At 20.9% G+C, this 930-nt stretch carries 1 protein-coding gene and 1 pseudogene; both read right to left on the bottom strand.

The window, feature by feature from the left end; translation table 11 throughout:
• Nucleotides 1-267 (bottom strand): ankyrin repeat domain-containing protein (locus GQX97_RS12545; RefSeq protein WP_198391231.1); only part of this gene is annotated, 267 nt, incomplete at its 3' end.
• 166 nt (nucleotides 268-433) lie between these two features.
• Nucleotides 434-844: pseudogene (locus GQX97_RS12540) on the bottom strand (regulatory protein RecX); the annotation flags it as partial.
• Between the last annotated feature and the right edge of the window lie 86 nt (nucleotides 845-930).

Raw genomic sequence — 930 nt, 5'->3', positions numbered from 1 at the left:
TATTTTTTTATTTTTTAATAATTCATTAACTACAGATATATTATTATATTCAACAGCCCTATGCAATAAACTCCAGCCATACTCATCTTTTATATTAACATTAGTTCCAAACTTTATTATATTTAGAGCAATATCTGTTTTTCCGTCTTTTAAAGCGTTAAATAATCCATTATTATCAATATCATATTTTTGATTATTGTTTTGAGCATGGATATTAGAAATTAGTAAAATGTTAAATAATAATATAAATAATGCTATTTTTCTCATCAAGCCAGCCCCAAAATTATGTTAATTTATTTATTATTATAGTACATTTTAACACAATTATCAATATATCATATAAATATCTTTTGAAATAATTAAATTCTTTTATAGRGTAATTTTTATTTAAACATGAAATATTAAAAAYAATACAGTATAAATTTATACTATATTAATTTTTATGAGGYCTGTATTTGTCTAATAGCTTTTTTATAGAATCATATTTAAAACCTTTTCTCATTAAGGTTCTTATAATATAATCATTTCTTTTTTCTTTGTTTTCATAGATTTTATAATATTTTCTAATAGCATTTTTTAATGATCTTACTTCGCTTTTTTCTGTTATTAAATGAGAAACTCTATCTATTGTTTTGTTTTTTAATTTAGCTTTTTTAAGAGCATCAAGTATATATCTTTTACTTTTGCCTTTTAATTTTAGGCTATTAACAGTAATTTTAGCAAATCTCTTATCATCTATAAGTTCATATTCTTTGCAATAAGCTATAGCATAATTAATAAATCTTTTTTTATGCCCTTTTTTAAKCAGCTTATCTCTAAGCATACCCTCRCTTAAAAAACCTCTTCACTTTAAGCGTACTCTATATATGAAGCAAAAATAAAAAATAGATTAGACGGTAAAAATAAAAAAAAAAGAAATGATTATATTAT

The organism is Brachyspira sp. SAP_772 (assembly GCF_009755885.1).
GTDB lineage: Bacteria > Spirochaetota > Brachyspiria > Brachyspirales > Brachyspiraceae > Brachyspira.
This window is presented reverse-complemented; position numbering and strand designations above follow the sequence as displayed.